Genomic DNA, 20,918 nt, shown 5'->3' with positions numbered 1-20,918 from the left:
GGCACAAAGTGACATGAGCCCCGCACACGGTGCCGGGTATGCGTCTTTAAGATCCTGAGCCCTGGGAGGGGCGGTACATTCACTTCTCCAAGTGCGTGGACGAAACGCCACAAAGAGGATTGCGCGGGGAAGGCTGACGGAGTGGTTCGCCAGCCAGGATTTTCTCCACTAGCTCAACCACTCCGGGACCGTGTTCCTGCTCTGTGGTCATATCCGCCAGTTGCTTGATCCTCGGGATCGCATTGGCTACGGCTACAGAAAATCCGCATAACCTGAGAAAAGCCTCATCGTTTTCCGCATCGCCCACGGCGACCACCTGCGCTGCCGGCACTCCCAATTCCCTCAGTGCGCGAGTCAGACCAGTCGCTTTGTTGACGCCTGCAGGAAGCACCATCACCGAGTCGCGGTTAAAGATGATGTCGAGTGCCAGTCCCATGTCAGCAATCGTCTCTTGCACAGTACCGGCGTTCGGCTGCTTTGTGGAGACAATGGAGCGGCCCACGGACACGGGTTGTACTCCTCGTTGGCGCAGCTTTTCCAGAAACTGCTTAGGTGGTGGAGGAGCAATCGATTCGATGTGGCGGCGCGAAGGCCAGTATAGGACCGCACCGTTTTCAGCCACCGTGCAATCGAAGAGCGCAATTTCCGGGGCAATCGCGAGCAAGTCTTCGAGTTCCCGCCCAGTTACCAGGAGCAGCTTGCGGGTCGAGGCCTTCAGGCGCGCGAGCGCATCGCGCGTGTGCGGAGCAATCTTGCCCTCGAAGGCCAAAGTTGCATCATAGTCGGAGGCCAGGGCCAGAATGGGAAGGACTGGGTTCATGCGGCGCTGTTCGCGTTGGCCTTTCCCTTTTTTCCCTCTCCTCCGGTGTCGAGCCGTACCTGGCAAAGTTCCGCAATCAGAGTGCCCGCCCAGCGGTAGATGTTCTGCTCTTTCACCGTCTGCCGCATGCGTTGCATTCGTGCGCGCCGCTCTTTGGAGTCCATTTCCAGCCCAAAATGGATTGCCTCCGACATCTCCTCGGTGTCGTAGGGGTTCACGATCAGCGCGTCGCGCAGTTCGCGGCTGGCGCCGGTAAAACGGCTCAGCATGAGCACGCCACCCTCATCGTCGCGCGACGACACAAACTCCTTGGCCACAAGGTTCATGCCGTCGTGCAATGAGGTGACCAGGCAGAGGTCCGCTGCCCGGTAGAAGCGGGAGATCTCCTCGTGGCTGTGGTGGCGCTTGCGAAACACAATCGGCTTCCATCTCTCCGCGCGGAATCGCCAGTTGATTCGCTCTGCCTCGGCTTCCACCTCCGCGAGAAATTCGTGGTAACGTCGGATGTGAGTGCGGCTGGGTGCTCCAATCTGGATGAATGTGAATTTTCCCTCATAGTGTGGATAGCGTTCCAGGAATCTCTCCACCGCTAGAAACCGTTCCAAGATGCCCTTCGTATAATCCACTCGGTCAACGCCGACGCCGAGATAAAGAGCATCGACTCCCAATTCCTTGAGCAAGGCGTCCCGCTCCGCGCTGGCTACCCGCCAGTCCACAGGTTGTTTGGACGGTTCCATATTGGGCGCGACACTGATGGGAAAAGGTTTGACTGCGGTTACGTGGTCTTCACGGTTCACCGAGAAATGCTCCCATTCCACGCGCGATTCCAGGGCGCGATTCACGGTCTCCAGAAAATTGTCGCAATGAGACTGAATATGAAAACCGACCAAATCTGCTCCAAGAAGTCCATCGAGAAGCTCGCGTTGCCACGGACAGATGCTGAATGCCTCCGGATTCGGCCAGGGAATGTGCCAGAAGATTGCGACGCGAGCATCGGGCCGCTCCTTCTTGATTAGTTTTGGCAGCAGGGCGAAGTGATAATCCTGGATGAGCAGCGCCGGCTGCTTCGTGCCTGCCATCTCCTCGAGCACCGCCTTGGCAAACTTTTTGTTCACCTGCTCATAGCGTTCCCAGTCCAGCGACCTAAACAGCGGCCGGGTATGCGCGATATGGCAAAGCGGCCATAGACCCTCATTGGCAAAGCCGTAGTAGTAGCCTTCTTCTTCCTCTTTGCTGAGCCATACCCGCCGCAACGTGTATTTTGGTTCGTCGGGTGGGACCGCCAGCCGATCATTCTGGTCAACGGTCTCGCGGTCGGCATCGCCGCTGCCATGAGCGATCCAGGTCCCGTCACAGGCTTGCAGAATTGGCTCTAGTGCGGTGACCAGCCCGCTGGCTGGTATAAGAACCTTGAGCGACTTGCCCTCGCGGGAATGCATGTAGGGTTCACGGTTGGAAACAACAAACAGCCGGCTGCTATTGAGCTTGCTGCGAACGTGTACTGCAAGCCTTTCAGCGGTCCAGGTGGATTCCCCGGCTTCCCGCAGCTGCGCCTCTTTTTCCGCTGACTCGCGTGCCGCTGCCAGGCTCTGCACGAGTGTGGTCACTTCGTTCCTTAACGGCATGAACAGATCACGATCGGATAAATCGGGCTGAGAAGAAACCTTGCCCGCGCGCGAGGCCCTGATCCACTGGAGTGTCCTGGCGGCTGGCCCTTCAATCGTCCAGCGAATAATCAGCAGCGCGGTAATGCCGATCAGGAAGATCTCTACTATCATGCGCAGGGAAACCCGCTTCCAGAACTTCGAGTTTTGCGCGTTGATGTAGTCGGCATCGTGGACCACGACCAGCGTGCCGGCAGGGCCTTGATCCGTATCCAAAGGAACAGCGTGAACGTTCAGATAGACAGAGTTGAGCCACAGAAATTCCCTTGCGTTCCGACTGTATGTCTTGATCTTGGAAGGCGCAAAGGCATCGTCAGGAAAACGCTTCCGCAGGCTGGAGGTCATGGCGATGGGAACTTCTTGTTGATCGTAAATCGCGATTCCAGCCAGGTGTTCTCGATTGCCGAAGCGTTCCACGAGTTGCTGCAGAGTCCGTCGCGAACGTTTTTCCAGCGCGGGTTCAACGCTTTCCTGCAGGCTGTCGGCGAGGATCTGAGCGCGCCTTTGCAAGTCCTGCTGCAGCCCACGTCTCTCTCCTTTGAACTGGGCGTAGGAGAAAAGAAGAGACACGAGCGTCAGGACGACAACAAGCGCACAAATCAGCCGAAAACTTAGGCGCATGCGCACTCACTGCGGCTCACGTGGAGAAGGTTTGGATGTTTGGGGGAGTTTCGCATCGCTGTTCCGACTGTAATCCTTTGTCGTCTGAGACAGTTTGATCTCTGAATGGCAGTCAGCGAGTACAGACGGGCCAGATGAGCGAAGTTGGGACGCTAAGTTAAGGTTGTGAGATGCAGGTTACCAAGAAAAGGATTGCTGGGGGTAGTTCAGGTTTGTTCTGTGTGTTTTACGTGGGTGCGAATCTGAGCACGACATGGACATGAGCCTGGCAAACTGTGCCGTGGCTTACGAGGGAAGACTGTAGAGGCTTCGACCATTTTCCTTAACAATCTAGGAGAACAAACCAAGGAAGTCCATTCACTGACACAAACGTATAATTAAGATTTCAAGGAGACATCTGTGGGACACATGCATGGTGGCGGCCCGCCGCAGCAAGGGCCAATGCCTCTTCCGGGAGTACAGAACGTAATTGCGGTCGGCTCGGGTAAGGGCGGGGTGGGAAAGACCACTGTGGCGGTGAATCTGGCCGTGGCGTTAGGCAAGCTGGGCTACAAGGTTGGCCTGCTCGACGCCGATATCTACGGACCGAATGTGCCTCTGATGATGGGTGTGAATCGCCAGCCTGACGTGCTCGGCGAAAACCGCATTGCGCCTCTCACCAATCACGGCGTGAAGGTGATCTCGGTTGGGTTCATCAGCCCGGGTGATCGTCCTCTGGTGTGGCGCGGACCGATGCTGCACTCGATCATCAAACAGTTTCTGCAGCAGGTGGAGTGGGGGGAACTGGATTTCCTGATCGTCGATCTTCCGCCCGGAACCGGTGACGTGGTGATCTCGTTGTTCCAAACCGTACCGCTCACTGGCGCAATTGTTGTCTCAACGCCTTCAGATGTTTCGCTTCAGGATGCGCGCAAAGCTATCGAAATGTTTCGCGGCGTGAAGGTGGACGTCTTTGGCGTGGTCGAGAACATGAGCACCTTCCTCTGTCCGCACTGCCACCACGAGATCGACATCTTCTCCAAGGGCGGAGTAGAGCGCACGGCGAAACAATTCGGAGTGCCTTACCTGGGATCGGTGGAACTCGATCCGGACGTCCGCAAAGGTGGCGATTCGGGTTTACCAGCAGTTCTCGGAGGCGAGGATTCTCCGCACGCCAAGTCATTCTTCGCGTTCGCGCGCCAGATCGCGCAGAGCGCTGCCGAGCACAAGACTGAGAGCGTGATTGAGATCCGGTAACCTAGGGAGAGGCGAACACGAAGGTCACGAAGGAAAAAAGAGGAGGTCACGGAAGAATCAGTTTTTGAAGACCAGTTTTGACGACTTTATTTGCTTTGTGACCTTGATGTTCTCCTTCGTGCCCTTCGTGTTCGCCTTTTCCAGGCTTAGCACTCCCGAACCCGGAGTGCTATCTTGACAGCATCCCACTCAGGTTCCTATCATCTAATCACTAGGAGTATCTCGGGTCTCTGGTATTATCCAAGCGGAATCAATAACTTAGCAGTATGCCAAGCTCCAACATAGGGTCGCGGGAACAGGAGATCCTGACCGCGATTGTCGAGACTTATATCTCAACCGGCGAACCGGTTGGCTCACGCACGCTCGCTCGCGCCAACAAGGATGGATTGAGCCCGGCGACCATCCGGAACGTAATGGCCGACCTGGCCGATGCCGGACTGCTGGAGCAGCCGCACACCTCAGCGGGGCGGGTTCCCTCTCCGCAGGGATATCGGTATTACGTCGAGCAGCTCACAGGCCGGGCGCAGATCTCGCAGGCCGACCAGGAACTGATTACCAGTTCGTTTCTCGGAATCGGGGATCCTCAGGAGTTTCTGGAACGAACCTCGCACGTCTTGTCTCTCATCTCACGGGGGGTCGGTGTAGCCATATCGTCTCCGGGCCACGATCGCCATGAGTTGGAGCATGTTTACTTCTCGCGGCTAAGCACCGGCAAAGTTCTTGCAGTGGTTGTCACGAAGTCGGGAGTCGTTCGCGATCGCGTTCTGCGGATGGAGCGGGACGTTTCCCAAACTGAACTCGAGAATGCCGCGAACTACATCAACCTGAATTTCCAGGGATGGACGATAGAGTTGATTCGCACGGAGCTGGCGCGCCGAATCGAGCGAGAACGTAGCGAGTACGACAAGCTGATGAGCTCGCTGGAACAGCTCTATCGCGGTGGAGCGCTGCATCAGGAAGAAGATCCCAAAACTGTATGGGTAGAAGGGGTCTCCAATCTCATTGTCAAAGATACGGATCGCGAGCGTTTGCGCGAAATGTTGCGAGTTCTGGAAGAGAAGCAGCGCATCGTGGAGCTGCTCTCCAGCTACGTTGATACGAAGCAGGAGGCGGTCCGTGTAGTGATTGGTTTAGAAGATCGCTTGCCCGAGATGCGCAACCTGGTGCTGATTGGAGCACCGGCGCGAGTGGGCCAGCAAGTAGTTGGCTCGCTGGCGGTGATTGGGCCAACGAGAATGGATTACGAGCACACGATTACGGCTGTGTCTTACATAGCGCAGTTGTTTGACAAGGTCTTAAATGAGAACGAGTAATCATAAACATGGCATTCGATAAAGAACGGGATCAGAGAGTACAGACAGAAGAAAACGGAGAGCAAAACGGTGCGCACGAATCTCTGCCGCCTGCTGATGCTCAGGAGCTGGCGCAGGAGTCTCAAGGTGGAGTCTCGCGTCAGGAATACGAGCGTGTGAGCCAGGAGCGAGACGCTCTGCTCGATCGTCTCGCGCGCCTTCAGGCCGAATTCGAGAACTATCGCAAGCGTAATGCACGCGAACAAGTGGAGTTCCGAGAGTACGCAGTTGCGGACGCGGTGAAAAACTTCCTTCCCATTTTGGATAACTTCGATCTGGCTCTGCGCAGCCAGAAGAGTGAAGGCGCAGATCCGGCACTACGTTCGGGAATCGAACTCATCCGCAAGCAGATGGACGATGCTTTGTCGCGCCTCGGTGTGCAGGTGATTCCTGCGCAGGGGAGTACCTTCGATCCCCGCGTGCACGAGGCGATCGAGATGGTGGAGTCCGCAGACCACGCGGATCACGAAGTGATCGACGAGCTGCAGCGCGGATACAAACTGAAAGAGCGACTACTGCGTCCAGCGATGGTTCGAGTGGCCACAAATCCAACCAGCAAATAACGGAGAATCCACCTGCCTACAAAAGTGAAGCGGGATTATTACGAAGTTCTAGGTGTAAGCCGGAGTTGCACCGAGCAGGAGCTGAAGAGTTCCTACCGCAAGCTCGCCATGCAGTTTCACCCGGATCGCAATCCTGGTGACAAAGAGGCGGAAGAGAAATTCAAAGAGGCGAGCGAGGCGTACGGCGTCCTTTCGGATGAGGATAAGCGCGCGCAGTACGACCGTTTTGGTCATGCGGCGGTTGGAGGAGGTGGGGGCGGCTTTGATGCTTCGTCGTTCCAGGACCTCAGCGAGATCTTCGGCGATCTGTTCGGATTTGGCGATGCCTTCGGTGGCGGACGACGCCGCAGCCGCGCACAGCGAGGCGCAGACCTGCGTGCCGACATCAACATTGAGCTGAAGGACGCGATCTTCGGCAAGAGCACCGAGATTCCGGTACGCAAGTCCGAGACCTGCGATACGTGCCGCGGGACAGGTGCTGCTCATGGAAAGCAGCCAACTACTTGCAATGCGTGTGGCGGACGCGGCCAACTCCGCTATCAGCAGGGCTTCTTCAGCGTGGCACGCACCTGCGGAACGTGCGGAGGCACGGGGCAAGTGATCACCGATCCGTGCAAGACCTGCCGCGGCGAAGGTCGCGTGATTCGCGAACACAAGATGCAGATTGATATTCCGCCCGGAGTAGAAGACGGCACGCGCATTCGGTATCAGGGCGAGGGTGAGGCGGGTATTTTCGGCGGGCCTCCTGGAGACCTCTATGTTGTGCTCGGTTTAAGGGAAGACTCCTTCTACGCGCGCGACGGCAACGATCTGCACTGCATGGTGTCGATCGCGTTTCCGCAGGCGGCGCTGGGAACCGAAGTTACCGTTCCCACCTTTGACGGCGAACACACACTCAAGATTCCGGCTGGAACACAGAGTGGCCAGCAAATTCCAATTCGGAACAAAGGTGTTCCCGTGCTGCGCGGCCGGGGACGAGGAGACCTCATCGTTCACGTCGACGTGCAGATTCCGAAGAAGCTTTCCCCGCGTCAACGCGAGCTTCTGGAAGAATTGGCGACTATCACCCAGATCGACGACAAGCAGGACAAGCGCAGCTTCTTTGAACGCATGAAGGCGCGCCTACAGTAAACGACCTCCCATGACCCGCCGTCGCTGGATTGCCGATGAGGTGTCGGGCGACCGCGCCTTCCTGTTGGGCAAGAACGCCGAGCATCTCTCCCGCGTTCTGCGTGCGCGAATAGGCCAGCAATTCGAGATCGCAACGCCTTCCGGTGTGCTCTTGGGCGAGATCGTGGAGATCGAGTCGGAGCGCGTCGTCTTTTCTACGCGTGACCTGCCCCAAGGTGACCCTCGGCCACAAACAGCGCCGATTCACCTGTACTTGGCCGTCTTCAAATTTGATCGGTTTGAGTGGGCTATAGAAAAAAGCACGGAGCTGGGAGTTAGCAGCATTGTTCCGGTGATCGCGCGCCGCACGGATTCACATCTTGTATCGGCAGCCCGAAAGCGCGTGGAACGCTGGCGTCGAATCGCGCATGAAGCTGCGCAGCAGTCCCGCCGTGATGTTGTTCCAGAAATTCCCGATCCCGGAAAGATTGAGGATGTAATTTCGCGTGCCCCCGGGAAACGGATCGTGCTGGCCGAAACGGAACGTGAGCATAGGCTGGCGGAGACGATAGAGTCGGCATCGGAGCTGTCTCTAGCAATTGGACCTGAAGGTGGCTGGACTGAATCGGACCTCTCGTTGTTCGACAAGAGTGAATGGCTAAGGGCATCTCTCGGCCCGACCATCCTTCGGGCCGAAACTGCAGCCATTGCAGCTTTGGTAATTGCACAATCCTTCCAGCGGTCCCCCAGCTAACACAGCCGAGGGCGGCTGTGCCACTCATGCAGCCAGCGGATTTCTTGTCTTCCACACTTGCACTCCCATCCACAGGAAATTCCCGTTGCTTTGTTCGCCTTTCTTTCGCATAATGCATGCTGGTGTTCACGGGCTTCATGGGAATCTCATATTCGCAGCTCAATCCGAAGCAAAAGCAGGCCGCCAATCACGCTCAAGGACCCATGCTGGTGCTGGCTGGGGCCGGAACTGGTAAGACGAGCGTCCTTGTACATCGCATATCGCGATTGATCACAGGGAAGCATGCTCATCCGAACGAGATTCGAGCATTCACGTTTACGCATAAGGCTGCGCGGGAGATCAGGTCAAGGGTAGCCAAGTCTTCTGCGGGGATCGCTGCATCTGGACTGCACGCCTCCACGTTTCACGGATATTGCTATCAACTTCTGCGTGAAGCTGGAGAAGACTTCCAATTGCTCGACCAATTCGAGTTATGGACATTTCTGCGTCAGCGAGTTGCCGATCTGCCGCTGAACCGTTTTTTACGCGCTGCGAATCCGGGTCGCTTCCTTAAAGATCTGCTCACTTTTTTTGACCGCTGTTCTGACGAGTTGGTGGACGCGAGCACCTACGCGGCGTACGTAGCCCGGGTTCGGGCCGGCGAAGTCGCTGCACCACGTGTCGCGAAGAAAAAACAAGCTGAGACCATGAGCCGCGAGACGGTTCTCGAGCTCTGCCAGGAGATTGCAGCGATCTTTACTGCAGTCGAAACATTGCTAGCTTCAAATCGCCTCTTAACTTTTGGCGCGCTCGTGTCTCGGGCAACGCAGTTGCTGCGAAGCGACGGATTGTTGCTTGCGCGCGAGCGTCGCAAAGCCCGCTTCCTGCTCGTTGATGAATTTCAAGACTCAAACCACGCGCAGATCGAACTCACGCGCGTGCTGGCGGGAGCTGAGCAGAATGTATTTGCAGTCGGCGATCCCGACCAGGCTATCTACCATTTTCGTGGAGCTTCGAGCGCGGCCTTCACTGAGTTCATCAGCGTTTTTGACGGGCTGGAGCAAAAGAACATCATCAATCTCGCGGCGAATCAGCGTTCTACGCAGAACATCCTCGATTGCGGTTTCTCCAGCATTCGCCACAATCCAGGATTTTCCCCAGCGGGTAGCCGGCTGAGTCTCGACCGCGAAAGGCTGCTCTCCGCCCGCGACGAAGAAGATCGCCAAACCGGAGATGCATTGCTGTTCGCAACCGAACTCGTGGACATAGTTCCTTATCGGGAATATCCGCAGGAGTGCTCGGACATTGCTGAGCGTATCCTCGACTTGCATGCTCAGGGCGCCCGCTGGAGCGACTCCGCGGTGCTGTTCCGCAGCCACTCTAATGCCGAGGGGCTGGTAGAGGAGCTTGGCGCCAGATCAATTCCTTTTGAAGTGCAGGATACCGATGTATTCGAGAGCGATGCGTTGCGCGACATGGTCGCATGGCTGCATTGCGCGATTTCCCGCACTGACGATGTTGCTTTCTTTCGTCTCGCTTTGCGCGCAGACTCGGGCATCGATCTCAACACGTTGTACGCGAAATTATCCGCATCACCACGCGGCACGAAGGTCGCTCAGATCCTCGAAGATGTGCCCGGTGGATCGGAGCTGCTGCGTTCGCTTCATGAATTTGCCCAGAGCTGCGATGCTGCGAATGGCGATCTGCTGCAAGTCATCGATGCGGCAGCCGCGATTCTGAATATCTTCAGCACCTCGGTTGAGCTGGTTCGCCTTCGGGAGTTCGCCGCTAAGTGGCGCGAGAAGCGCATTGCTCAGACCGGCCGGCTGCCTGAGTTTCTCGAGTACCTTGACCTTTATAAGACCGGCGGAGGGACGCTTCCACTCGCTTCTCCTGAGCGCCCAGAGGATGAATTCCACCAGGTGCCTTCCGAGAGTGCCGATACGAATCGCGACGCAGTAAAGCTGCTGACAGTCCACGCTTCCAAGGGGCTGGAATTCAAGAATGTCTTCGTTTTGCGCGTAGTTTCCCAGTCGTTCCCAATGAACTACAAGGAGACACTCTTTGAATTTCCGCGCGAGCTCAGCCGTGCGAACTCTCTTGCCGGAAAGAGCGATGAGGAGATCCATCGCGAGGAGGAACGACGGCTCTTCTACGTGGCCATTACTCGGGCTCGCGATGCGCTCACGCTTTATGGTCGTTTGCGCGGCGGCAAAAACAAGCAGGAAACTCCTTCGGGATTCTTACGCGATCTCGGCGAGGACTCCACCGTAAGACATGCGCTCCGAATTCGAGATCCTCGCGACGCAGCTCGCAAGGAGATTGCGCGTGAACTGCCGTCGTGGGCAGCTATCGCCGTTGAGAGCTCGTTACAAACTGTGGAGTTAAGTGCGTCGGCAATCCAGACGTATGCAATTTGTCCGCTCAAGTATGCATTGCAAAAGCACTGGCGGCTTCCTGAGGAGCCTTCTGCCGCCCTGCAGTATGGAGCCGCAATGCATTCCACTCTGAAAGACTTTTACGATGCCGCCATGCGCGGGATCGAACGCACGGCGGAAGAGAGTGTGGAGATCTTTCTGCGAGAGTTCGAGCAGGCAAAGATCGATGAGCCCCTGCAAAGAAAACTCTACGAGCGCCAGGGGGCTGAGCAACTGCGGCAGTTTGTTGCGCTGCGCGCACTTGAACCCAAACCAAGTGTCCTCAGCACTGAGAAAAAGTTCCGTTTCGGGATTGAGAACGTGATGATCAACGGCCGCATCGATCGCATTGACCGGCTCGAAGGAGGCGGGGTCCAGGTGCTGGACTATAAGACCGGAGCTCCCAAAAGCAATATGGATGCGGATACAAGCGTTCAGCTTGGTATCTACGCGATGGCCGCGAGGCTCGAAGGTCACACTGTTCAGAGACTGGCCTTCTATAACCTCGAAGACAACAGCACCGCCGAAACCGAGCGGGTAAACAACGAAGAGAAGATTCGCAGCAAGGTCCTGGACGTTGCCAACGGAATTCGAGCAGGAGCTTTCAATCCCACTCCGGGATTCCATTGCAAGAACTGCGGCTACAACAGCCTATGTCCCGCTACGGTAGAGCGAGTGTTCGAATCCGCAGAGTCTCACGTGGCCGGAGTGAGCGCTTAACTACCTAGTCGGCAGCCGCTTGGTTCGGTTGCACCGCTTGGGGTGTACGCTCGCTTTTGATGATCACGGTCTCGTATCCATCTTCTTGACTGCGTAACAAGACTTGCTCGGCTCCTTCCTTCTCGCCGACATATTTGCCCGATCCGGGAAATCGCACTCTGAGTATCAACTCGGAGTTTTGAGCTGGGACCTCGAGCACGATCGCTCCATCTGATAGTCGTGCACGACAGGTTCGAGGTGAGTGCGTCACGAACTTGCGGCGAAGTTCCAAGAGCTGCCGGTACCAGGCAAGCATCTCGTCGTCGGTCTTCCACGTCAATTTTGAGCGCGCAAAAGTTTCTGGATCCTGCGGATTCGGAGTCTCCTCCCAGCCGAAGTCTTCGAACTCCTTCTTTCGTCCTTCGACTACGGCTTCTTGCAGGTTCTTATCTCCATAGTCGGTGAAGAACTGGAAGTGCGCGGGCTCGGCATACTCTTCGCCCATGAAGAGCAGCGGCGTCTCCGGCGCGAGTAGCAGTAACGCGGCTGCTGCTTTGACAGCCCCACGCGGCACTAGATGAGCAAGGCGCTCACCGTTGCAGCGATTGCCAACCTGATCGTGGTTCTGAATGCAGAAGACATGTCTGAGCAGCGGAATTCCATCTGTGCTCGAGCCGCGCGAGGCGCGCCAGAAGCGATAGTGCTGTCCTTGAAATACAAATCCTTCGTTCAGTGCCTTTACGATCTTCTCCGGTTCTCCGTAATCTTGGTAATAGCCGCGATTTTCCTTCGTCAGAAACGTGTGAACAGAGTGATGAAAGTCGTCGCTCCACACAGCGTCGACTCCGAATCCACCTTCATTGGCCGGCAAAATCAGATTGCGATCGTTCTGGTCTGATTCGGCTATCACAGCGATTTGTCGGTTAGCACCGCGAGCGAACTCCTGCACATCGCGCGCGAGTTCCTTGATGATGTGCGTCTTTGAACTGTCGTAGATCGCCTGGATGGCATCGAGACGCAGGCCATCGATGTGATACTCGCGGATCCAGTACAGCGCGTTCTCGATTACATATTTCCGAACCTGCTGACTGCCTTCATCGTCGTAGTTGATGGCGTCGCCCCAGACCGTGTGATAACGATCGGTAAAGTACGGGCCGAACTCGCGTAGATAATTTCCTTCTGCACCGAGATGGTTGTAGACGACGTCGACCACGACAGCGAGCCCGACGTGATGCGCTGCGTTCACCAGACGCTTCAGACCCTCCGGTTCACCGTAGCTCGCCTGAACGGCGTAGAGAGACACTCCGTCGTAGCCCCAATTGCGCTCGCCAGGAAAAGCAGCAACCGGCATGATCTCGATCGCAGTTACGCCGAGCGATCGCAAGTAGTCAAGCCTGTTAATCACGCCGTCGAAGGTGCCTTCGGGCGAGAAAGTCCCAACATGGAGCTCGTAAAGCACATACTCATTGAACGAAAGACCTGTCCAGCTTTCATCGCTCCACTCGAAGGCCTCGGGATCGACGATCTCCGTACGTCCATGCGCACCTTCGGGCAGAAGACGCGAGACCGGATCAGGCAGACGCCTGTCTCCGACGAGGTAGCAATAGCGGTCTCCTGCCTTGGCCTTAAGACTGCCGGAGAAGATGTCCGCATCGTTGCGGCTTAGCTCGAAGGCCGAGCCATTTAACTCCACCGAGAGCTTCTGCAGCTTCGGAGCCCATACTCGGAATTCCACTTCGCCTGAAGCAACGTTCGCGCCAAACATGAGCTTTTGTGGACCTCGCAGAACAAAGACTTTTGATGCAACCGCGAGAGAGTAAGCGTTCTTGTCTTCTGCGTCTAAGGTGCTAGACCGCAGCTAAGGTGAATTCTTTAACCCACCTACAAGCCTCTCCGGATATATCCAGAGTAGATGCTCCCCTACTTTGACCTGACAGTCGGCTCCCCCACCGACCGAAAGGTCCTTGATGCAATTGAATCTGAAAGGGTTCTGCGCCATAGGAACGTTATCGATTGGAATTTTCTCAATTACTGGTTGTGGAGTTTCGAACGCTAAGCCTTCTTCCGCTAGTACGACAACGCAGTTGACTGGATCGAGCGGCAGCAACAACGGCAGTGCACCAGCTTCACCGGCCGGGGCCATCATTATTTCCAGCATCCAGAATCAGAAAGGCTGGCAGACCTGTGGCGGCTGCGGCAACGAGGGCGGCACCGGGCCGGGGCCAGTCTACGACGTGACCCAGGGACTTGCGAGTCCAGCGCTAAGCGGCAGCTCTGCTGACTTCTGGATTACCGGTGGTCCGGCCTATTCAGGTGGGTATTACTTCATCGAGCAGCCCACAGTGCCGAATCCAGTGAGCTACCTGCGCTATGAATTCGATCTGTACATTCCTGCGCAGTACGCCAGCGCACCGCAGGCCTTGGAATTTGAATGCCAGCAGAACGCGAATGGCTACACCTACAACTACGCTTGGCAGGCTGACTATGCCAGCAAGACGTGGCGCGTGTTCAATTACACGACCAAGCACTGGGAAGCCACCAGTGTTGCGTTTCAGCCTTTTGCTCCCGACACATGGCATCACATCATCGCCATGTACCACGCTTCAGGAACACAGGTCATTCACGACTCGATCACTGTGGATGGTGTCACGTATCCAGTCAACATTACGCACAGTGCGCTATTCACGGGAAATGGTCTCGAGCTAACCAATGCTTTTCAGGTCGATCTAGATGGAAGCAGCTCTCCTTATCACGTCTACGTCGACAACATGACGGTCTCGCTGAAGGACTAGCCTGCCGTCTCGTGCGAAATAGATTTAGAACAAGCGTGGTTTTGAAGGGGACGGCTGGTCGCGATGCGGCACCGCCGTGCCCTTCTGCTAGCTGAGACCGGGGTAATTTTTCGGAGAATCTTGCCTGACCTGCCTGCGCAGAAAGACAAGAACAAGGAGAATTAGAGCGATTATTTCGAATTAGACCTTAAAGTTATCAAATTCTGCCCAAAATCTACAAATTTGCCGTAAACGAAGGGAATTAACAGGGAATTCTGTGGATTTCCTTCTAACCTACTGTCAACAAAGCGACTTAGTGCTATTTTGCGCGAGGCTTCAGAAAAATAACAGGGAGCGATCAGGGAGCTCCGCTAACTATGATGTTATTTATTGCGCAACTTCTGAAAGTCGATGCTCTGACAAAAACCGCGAGTCCTCAGCATTTTTCTGCATCCTGTGAGGTCGCCTTTTCAAGACTTCAGGCCTACTTTTGAGCGTTCGTAGCTGCGGCCCGCTTGAGTTGGTTGAAGCATTGAGCCGCCTCGCCAAGCGATGGCATTGATTCACAGATTGCCCGATTGACGGCGTCGTAAGAAATAGCCTTCTCGCCGCTGCGCACGACAACCGGCGGCGCAATCGTTGCGGCAGTCGATGCCTGCTGCTTGTTGATTGGTTGAGCAGGAGCCGGTACAACCGCCGCCACCTGCGAAGGCGCAGGTTGGTTACGCTGCAAGATAGGTTCAGTCCTCGCAGGCAACGCTGCTTTAGGTTGTGCGGTAGGCGAACTTGCAAGAGCCACGGGTGGCTGTTCTTTATCTCGCTCACGCGCCCGGGTATACGCCGAAGCGATCGCTTGCTGCGCACGTCCTGTCGGTGCCTTTAATATGTCGTCCGTAAGGTAGGGGAGCAACTCTGCGTTGGTCACGACGATCGTTGCCCCTTGAATCTGCACCGGCTCAGGCGGCAACTTCACGTTGCCCGTCGGGATACTGATTCCTGTAGGCACCGATCTCACTGGCTTGATAGAAACGCTCAGATCGCCTGCCGGCAGATTTCGCAGCAGGAACTTTCCGTCTTTGTCCGTGGTCGCTGTAGTGGGCCCAGCAGTCACCTCGACTCCGGCCACCGGGATCATCTCTTGCTCTTCGTTTTCAGGTTGCACCAAGGGAACGCGCGGTTGCTTGAGCTTGGCTGAAGTCGAAGACGAACTCGTCAGATCGGCCGGCACTCTCAGGAGTACTCGTCCTGAAATGGAACGAAGAGCTCGCATCGGAATATCCTCTATCACTGTCGAGACCGGACTCACGTGAACTGAAATCGAATCGACAGGACCGAGGTAATTCGGTGGGAGGGAGGAAGGATCCAACGAAAGCTTGTAATCACCCGGAGGCACGTTGTCGAATTCGAAATCACCGGAAGCGATTGTCTGTATTGTTCTCGGTTCTTTGCCGCCTTCGAGCATCAGCCCAATTCCCTGCAAGCCTTTCGAATCAGGCTGGCGTCGATTTTCGAAGCGCAGATCGTTGAATATGTTTCCCATTACGCGTGCGAAGTCGAGAATTCCGAAGTTCTCAACGACGATGTGCTGCTGGACCAGGTCGGCGGTGAGTTCTCCCCGAGTGGTCATACGGACAGGCTGCCGGAATTGTGTGAGATCAAGAGAGACCTGATGTTCGTCTGCGGACAAACCGCTAAAGCGATATCGACCTTGCTCGTCTGTGGTTGCTGTTTGTCCATCTTCGAGCCGCACTTCTATTCCAGGCAGTCCGGGCTCGTTGGTATTGAACGCGCCATTGATGTTGTTATCGCGAAAGACATGGCCTTCGATGATGCGCCCCCGGTGGAGGAACGGCAGCGTTCCCGGAGCCGCAGTGAAGGTTTTCTGGAACCCCACAGAGAGAATCGTGGTGCGTAGCGTGCTGTTCTGGCGTGTGTCCCAAAGCAGGACATTGTTTAGCGAAGATCGAAATTGCAGGTCCGGACGAAATTGATAGATCAGTGAATAGCCGAATGACTGCGTCCAATTGTTCGCAAGGGCCCCGTTCGATCCATAGGTTGCCGAAACATTTGGACTGAACCGAAGTTTCGATTTCAATACGATCGTCGTGGAGGCCGAAACCGTTGTTCCGATCGGCTGCTGGGCCAACAGTAGTGCCTTAACCTCAGGGGGAAAGTTCGTGGAGTCCACAAATGCCACGGGATCGGCCAGGAATTGAGCTTGCAACTGCGGTGATAGCAAATTCAATTCTTGGTTCAATTTGGTAATCAGCGATGGATTCACCCTATCATGCTCGACTCCAAGGAGCAGAGATTTTCCCTTGATGGGAATGCTAAGCGAGTCGCGAACACTGAATTGGTCCTGCGAACTAATCTGTAGCGGATCTTGCACGGAGCCAATTGTGACTTGAGCAGTATTAGCTACCCTTGGCGCCAACTGAGAGTTCAACGAGACATCGTAACGATTTCCCGTGGTGGTGGCTGGGGTGAAGCCTCCAGTGTTTCGGCTATACGTGTAAGAAAAATTGAGCGTCTCTCCTCGCGAGAGGGTGAACGCAGCTGAGGGACTCACGTAATCATTGCGTCCCGGTACGCGATAGATCAGTCCAGGAGTGATCGTCGAGTGATCCACGTAGAGTCCCTGGGTGAATCTCGAGTTCCATCGATAACTCAACCCGCCCTTTACTGCAGAGGTTCCGGAGAAAAGTGATTGCAGTTGATTCAACGGAAACGTTTGTGAAGCGGAGATGACGCTCGCATACCCGGAAAATCGGAAGGAGCTGTAGGAAAGGTCTCCGCGAACCATGCCGCCGCGATTACTCGCACCACCTTGCGCTCCCACGAGGAAGTGCTGCCCAAGCCGGTAGCTCAGCCCGAGGTTCTGCATCGCGTATTCGCGCCGTTGAACGGTTCCTGTGGTTAGTGTGGTCGGGATATTCACATAACTCGTGCTGCCAAAGAAATTCAGCTTGCTCGTCTGTCTGCGATGGAAGCTAAAGCCGGCGACGTCGCGCGTGGCGTTTAAAGAGAGAAAGTAGTAGGGAATCGTTGAGCCAGCAAAAAGTGAGAACTCGTTTTTGCCGCTGCCTAGTGTGACTGCTCCCCCGCGCAATTGCATGATGCTCGGCGTCGAGAAGTTATTGACACGGTCTTCGCCCAACGAACCGCTGAGGCTCTGATTGAAATCAATCGCGTTTACCGTGAGATGTGGAGTCCGATAATTGATCGAGGCAGTTCTTAGATTAGCCTCGTGCCCACCGAACTGCGTGTTGTCCTCAACCTGGCTGCTGAAATCCAGATAATGATCGCCCACCTGCTGCGACCATCCCAGGCTGCTGAGCCACGTCACGTGAGAGGTGTTCTGAACGCTTGAGAGCTGAACATCCGAACCAACAACTCCATGTGCGAACTCAGATTCACGGCGCTGCAGGCTTGGCGGAACAACCTTTAATGGATGCGGGATAACATGAACAACAATGCTGAAGGGCTTTCCATCAATATAAGCCAACGCAACCGTCTCGCCACGTGTTAGACCGGCAAATTCGATGGTGTCATTGCCAAGCTGGACGTGGGCAATCTCCTCATCGAGGACAATGACGCTGGTTACTCCGGGAGCCGCGATCGTGCGCGTGGACTGCCAGTACACATCGACGCTGGATAGAACTGTCGGTTCAAGGGCAAGTGACTTTGGAGCACACACGAATAGCCCAGCGAGCAGCAGGCACACTGCTGTCGCGGTACTACGCGTCCTCCTTGCAACCGTCATTTGCCGCTACTTGCTGTCCTCGCTGCAACCGTAAACGCAATCTGCCGTGTCTCCACGTGAGTGCCGCCATACACAAGCGAGAGCACCCCGGTGTAATCTCCGGGATTCAAGTCGCCGTTCCATTCAACTTTCATCGAGTCTTTCTGCCCGGGCAGAAAGCGCTTCAGTTCACTCTCTGATTTCGCCACCAGCTTGTGATCAGGATTCAAAATCGCCAATCGCGCCTGCGGAAAGACATGTGTATTGCTCTCGTTGTCGACTACGAATGTCAAGGTGAGTGCCTGATTATTGCTGGGCGGGATGAGTTTCAATTCGTTCACGCTCACGTTGAAAGCTTCACTGTTCTTAGCGGTGAGCAAAACGAGGCAACCAAGCCTCATGTTGGTAAAGACGCGCTTACCGTCTTCAGTCTGCTTGTTGGTGAGTACCGGTTTCGATTCCACAAACAGGACGGCGTAGTATCCGCCGCGAGCATCCGCAGGAGGCGTAATGATCGCCTTCATCTTTTGCGACTTGCCGGCCGGAACCGTGAACTTCTCGGGAACGAACTGAATCCAATTCGCCGCTGAACGCGGCGAAGTTCCGGGTGCGCCGAAGACCTTTTCGTTCTTGTCGTTGTACCAGAAATCTGTGATCTGGACGTGCAACTCGACGGCTTCACCACCGTTGTTCGCGACACTCAATTCTTGTTCGAAGGCCACTCCAGGTTTGAAGTCGCTGATGATCTGAGCGGGGGCCAATCCGATCGACTGCGCGGAAACAATTGTTGTGGCGAATGTGAGGAGGGCGCAGAGTGCAACTTTGGGAGAGGTTCTCATTACTATGGCACCGTCAGGGTATAAGTAAGGGTTGCGTTATCGAGTCCAGTGAAGGCCGTGGCACCGTTCACGTTCGAGACAAAAAGGCCCAGGTATCTTGCAACCGTCGAGCGATTCCCAGCCGTGGTAGTCAGCGATGTGGCCGCACCGCAATTTGTAGAGATATTGGAAAAGGAACCCGCGGAGCCGGTCGCGGAATCGTTTAACGAAAGGACCAGGGAGTGCGTGAACGTAGTACTCACGCATGCTTTCACGCTCGCGCTCGTCTGACTCATATCGGTAAAAACCGGCAAGACGTTGTAGGGTGTTTTGTAGATGATCCCACCCGCCTGGGCCACTGTAGTCAGCCCGGCGCCCGGCCCGATACCAAGAGCGTTTACGTTCCCAAAACTCATGGAGAACGGGTCGACTAATGGGCCGCCAGAATTGCCAATCGCTAGACCACCAGCGGCGCTGCCCACCGTGAGCTGTACAGCGCTCTGCACGGTCTCGTTTAGGAGGGCCAGCGTAACCGTATCGGTTGAGGTAGTACTTCCGTTGAGATAAAGATCGAAAGTTACCGTGCAACCCAACGCCGACAACCCAGTGAATGCCGTCGCGCCGTTGTTATCTGGGAGGAAGATCGCCAGGCCTGCATTGGCAGAAGGAGAACCGCTGTTCAGTCCCGATGCCAGAGTTGTTGCGCCGGCTTGTGAAGTTCCCAATGCGGAAAATTGACCGGCGCTTGTGCAAGCCGACGGAGCCGCACACCCATACACAATCATTGCGGAGGAGGCGTTGCCGAGGAAATTAGTGCTGACGTACGCCTTGACAACCCCAGTGTTCCCGCCGCCTATGGCCTGAACACTAACGTTCAATGTCGTGAAATAGAGCGCACCGTTCGACAAAGCTGTTGCAGTCACGTTTGTAGCCGGTGTGCCAAACGCGAGCGCGTTCATGGTCCCAAATGAGGCTGTATATGTTGGGGATGCGCCCGCAACCGTAAAACCGGTACCGGAAGATGCGAGCTTAAGTTTGGCAGCCGCCCACATGGAAGGCGTGAGCGCGAAAGTGAGAATTACGGCAAGAAGCCAGCTAAAAGAAAAGCCACGCCGCTCCCTACCGATCTCTCTGGCAGGTGCGTGCGTGGCGTTCTCGTGATCATGAAACGTTGCTGGCATTTTAGTGGTTCCGGTTTTTGGGGAACCGGGAACCCCATGCCTTACTGAACAGTTAAGGTGAACGTCACGGTTGCGGTCTGCGCGCCCTGTAACACGGTCGCACCGTTATCGGGCTTTACGCCCACACCGATGAAGCGGGTCAACGCAGTTCCGCTGGCGACACCGGCTGCACCAATCGTGTCTGCTGAGCTTGTGCCCATTGCCGAAAAGCTGCCTACTCCGGCTGGCACAGTGTTCGAGTTAGCAGTGTCGCGGACCACAAAGATGTTGTGTGGAGCAGCGAAATCCGTGGTCACTTGCGCCGTGACGGTCGTGCCCGAGACAGCGGTGTGCGACGTGAATACTGGCGTCACTTGATAGTCGGTCCAGTAGATCGCGTCGGTAACGCCTGGAGTCGCAGGATTGAACTTACTGCAGTTGCCGCCATTGATGCCGAGGGCGTCCACTGTGCCGAAGTTCATTGTGTAGTCCGGTGCGGCGCCAGTGGCAACAACGGCGCAGTGAGTCACGCCACCGGTCGTGCCGGTCGCGAGCGTCAGTGATACCGCTTTTTGTATCGTCGCCGAAATTTGAAGTGTCGGTGCAACGGTGTTGGTATTTGCGGCCTGTGTCGCAGCGAAGGATGTCGATGCCATCAACAGGGCTGCGAAGATCGCCAGTGTCATGCGTTTCATGATTTTCTTTCTCCTCTTGAAGTCCCTGTTGCCACTCGACTTCGTCGCGTGGATTTAGGGGAAAAACAAGTGCAAATTTCAAGGGCCGAAATCCACAGTGGGGAGTCAGCGTAGGAAATCTTCTTTCCAGTCGCCCTGCCGGACTATCCAACCCGCCAACATTCCCATTCTGGTACCGAGAAGGTGCCGAAAGGACTATGTACTTCGGGTGTGATGTGGCGAGATTATGACGGCCCTATGAAGGGGTCAACGTAACGCGAGGGTACGCTCAGGTAACGTCGACTTTAGTGGGAGAGAGGGTAAAATCCGCTATGGCCAATCGTAGATGCCGTAAGTGATTCAGCTAAAAGGGTTTAGTTTATCCGGACGATTTCGATCGCTCTTGAATCCGGCTAATTACGAGCCCGTGACGGCCAGAATACCGGTTACTTCGATAACTACGGATGTGGTTGCAAACGCTAGGAAAAATCGATTTTGCAGTGTACGGAAGCAGGAAAAAGATTCGTCCCAAAACGAC

At 55.6% G+C, this 20,918-nt stretch carries 14 protein-coding genes; 7 read left to right on the top strand and 7 right to left on the bottom strand.

Features of this window, described 5'->3' with window-relative positions:
- Positions 1-79 precede the first annotated feature (79 nt).
- Positions 80-820, bottom strand: a complete 741-nt coding sequence (locus VNX88_00805; GenBank protein HWY67167.1) for an HAD family hydrolase — start codon at positions 818-820, stop codon at positions 80-82.
- Positions 817-3,105, bottom strand: a complete 2,289-nt coding sequence (locus VNX88_00800) for a trehalose-6-phosphate synthase (GenBank protein ID HWY67166.1) — start codon at positions 3,103-3,105, stop codon at positions 817-819. Before VNX88_00800 ends, VNX88_00805 begins: the two co-directional genes overlap by 4 nt.
- Before the next feature lie 408 nt (positions 3,106-3,513).
- Between VNX88_00800 and VNX88_00795 the strand changes: the two genes are divergently transcribed.
- The 6 genes from VNX88_00795 to VNX88_00770 all read left to right on the top strand — a co-directional run bounded on the left by VNX88_00795 (position 3,514) and on the right by VNX88_00770 (position 11,236).
- The gene (locus VNX88_00795) at positions 3,514-4,341 is read left to right on the top strand and encodes an Mrp/NBP35 family ATP-binding protein (protein ID HWY67165.1); all 828 of its coding nucleotides are present in this window, start codon (positions 3,514-3,516) and stop codon (positions 4,339-4,341) included.
- A gap of 266 nt (positions 4,342-4,607) precedes the next feature.
- Positions 4,608-5,654: a heat-inducible transcriptional repressor HrcA gene (hrcA, locus tag VNX88_00790; protein ID HWY67164.1), complete on the top strand. Its 1,047-nt coding sequence runs from the start codon at positions 4,608-4,610 to the stop codon at positions 5,652-5,654.
- Between the two features lie 8 nt (positions 5,655-5,662).
- Entirely contained in the window at positions 5,663-6,256 is a 594-nt protein-coding gene (gene grpE, locus VNX88_00785; GenBank protein HWY67163.1) for a nucleotide exchange factor GrpE, read from the top strand.
- Between the two features lie 24 nt (positions 6,257-6,280).
- The gene (gene dnaJ / locus VNX88_00780; protein ID HWY67162.1) at positions 6,281-7,387 is read left to right on the top strand and encodes a molecular chaperone DnaJ; all 1,107 of its coding nucleotides are present in this window, start codon (positions 6,281-6,283) and stop codon (positions 7,385-7,387) included.
- A 10-nt stretch (positions 7,388-7,397) separates the two neighbouring features.
- Positions 7,398-8,120, top strand: coding sequence for an RsmE family RNA methyltransferase (locus VNX88_00775; GenBank protein ID HWY67161.1), 723 nt, complete (start codon positions 7,398-7,400; stop codon positions 8,118-8,120).
- A 116-nt stretch (positions 8,121-8,236) separates the two neighbouring features.
- Positions 8,237-11,236: an ATP-dependent DNA helicase gene (locus tag VNX88_00770; protein HWY67160.1), complete on the top strand. Its 3,000-nt coding sequence runs from the start codon at positions 8,237-8,239 to the stop codon at positions 11,234-11,236.
- A gap of 4 nt (positions 11,237-11,240) precedes the next feature.
- Here VNX88_00770 and treZ read toward each other — a convergent pair whose 3' ends face one another.
- Positions 11,241-12,980 (bottom strand): malto-oligosyltrehalose trehalohydrolase, encoded by a 1,740-nt coding sequence (gene treZ / locus VNX88_00765; GenBank protein HWY67159.1) that lies wholly within the window; start codon positions 12,978-12,980, stop codon positions 11,241-11,243.
- Between the two features lie 202 nt (positions 12,981-13,182).
- On the opposite strand from treZ, the gene VNX88_00760 reads away from it, so the two are divergent.
- The gene (locus VNX88_00760) at positions 13,183-14,007 is read left to right on the top strand and encodes a hypothetical protein (GenBank protein ID HWY67158.1); all 825 of its coding nucleotides are present in this window, start codon (positions 13,183-13,185) and stop codon (positions 14,005-14,007) included.
- Between the two features lie 463 nt (positions 14,008-14,470).
- Here VNX88_00760 and VNX88_00755 read toward each other — a convergent pair whose 3' ends face one another.
- Genes VNX88_00755 through VNX88_00740 form a run of 4 tightly spaced genes read right to left on the bottom strand, consistent with a single transcriptional unit; the run spans position 14,471 to position 20,401 of the window.
- A complete protein-coding gene (locus VNX88_00755; GenBank protein ID HWY67157.1) occupies positions 14,471-17,749 on the bottom strand; it encodes an SdrD B-like domain-containing protein in 3,279 nt (1,092 codons plus the stop codon).
- Entirely contained in the window at positions 17,746-18,567 is an 822-nt protein-coding gene (locus VNX88_00750; GenBank protein HWY67156.1) for a hypothetical protein, read from the bottom strand. Before VNX88_00750 ends, VNX88_00755 begins: the two co-directional genes overlap by 4 nt.
- Before the next feature lie 2 nt (positions 18,568-18,569).
- A complete protein-coding gene (locus tag VNX88_00745) occupies positions 18,570-19,727 on the bottom strand; it encodes a hypothetical protein (protein HWY67155.1) in 1,158 nt (385 codons plus the stop codon).
- Positions 19,728-19,768: 41 nt separating this feature from the next.
- The gene (locus VNX88_00740; GenBank protein ID HWY67154.1) at positions 19,769-20,401 is read right to left on the bottom strand and encodes a hypothetical protein; all 633 of its coding nucleotides are present in this window, start codon (positions 20,399-20,401) and stop codon (positions 19,769-19,771) included.
- Positions 20,402-20,918 lie beyond the last annotated feature (517 nt).

Source organism: Terriglobales bacterium (assembly GCA_035567895.1).
Taxonomy (GTDB): domain Bacteria; phylum Acidobacteriota; class Terriglobia; order Terriglobales; family Acidobacteriaceae; genus Gp1-AA112.
Note: the sequence above shows the minus strand (reverse complement) of the source record. Positions and strands in the feature narration are given on the sequence as shown.